Source organism: Methylobacterium oxalidis (genome assembly GCF_007992195.1).
Taxonomy (GTDB): domain Bacteria; phylum Pseudomonadota; class Alphaproteobacteria; order Rhizobiales; family Beijerinckiaceae; genus Methylobacterium; species Methylobacterium oxalidis.
The window spans coordinates 1-794 of the sequence record NZ_BJZU01000330.1; the positions used below are offsets into that span (position 1 = coordinate 1).

Annotated in this window: 1 protein-coding gene; it reads right to left on the reverse strand. The window is 71.7% G+C overall.

Translation table 11 applies throughout. The features are described from left to right. The coding region (locus MOX02_RS30840) for an AraC family transcriptional regulator (protein WP_147029550.1) at positions 1-794 on the reverse strand (794 nt) is incomplete at both ends.

Below are 794 nucleotides of genomic sequence, written 5' to 3' on the forward strand. Positions count from 1 at the left end.
GAGCAGGTACTTCGCCACGCGGAACTGCGCCTCGTTGGCGAGTTGCCGGAAGCTCGTGCCCTCGGCCCTCAGGCGGCGGCTCAGGGTGCGGCGGTTCACCAGCTTCAGCCGCGCCACGCGCTCGGCTGTGCAGCGCTGCCGGGTCACGGCGGTCTGGAGGTACTCGCGAAGCTTGTCCGTCAGCGTGGAGACCTGCTCTGCCTCGAGCCGGCGGATGCGGTCCTCCACCCTCTGGCGCAGCGCCGGATCCGCCCCCGCGATCGGCTGCTGCAGGAGGGCGGCCGGGAACACCAGGGCGGCTGTTTCCTGATCGAAGCGGACAGGGGCCCTGAAGAAGCCGGTGTAGGGGGCTGTATCATGCGGGGCGGAGCGCGGCAGCAGGACCTCCAGCGGCGCCCAGTCAGGCCCGCACAGCCCGCGCAGGAGGGTGGTCAGCGTGGCCAGCGCCCGCTCCAGATGCAGAGTAGCGCCCTCGGCCTCGGGCTCATGCGGGGCATAGCTGAGGACGGCGATGTCGTCGTGCACACCAAGGCCGACCACCGCTCCCCGGTCGCGCACGCAGGCGTGCGCTTCCAGGGCCCGCAGGGCCTCACCCACCGAGGCGCAGTTGCGCAGCAGCCCGCCGAGAAGGCCTAGCGAAGCCAGGCTGGTTTGCTGCCCGACCAGCAGTCCGAGATGAGGGCAGCGGGTGCGCTCGGCCGCCAGGGCGATCAGGCATCCCACGGCCGTGAACGGAACGGGCTTGCTGCCGCCGAAGACGCGGGGATCGAGGCCTGCTTCAGCGAGGAGGCCGT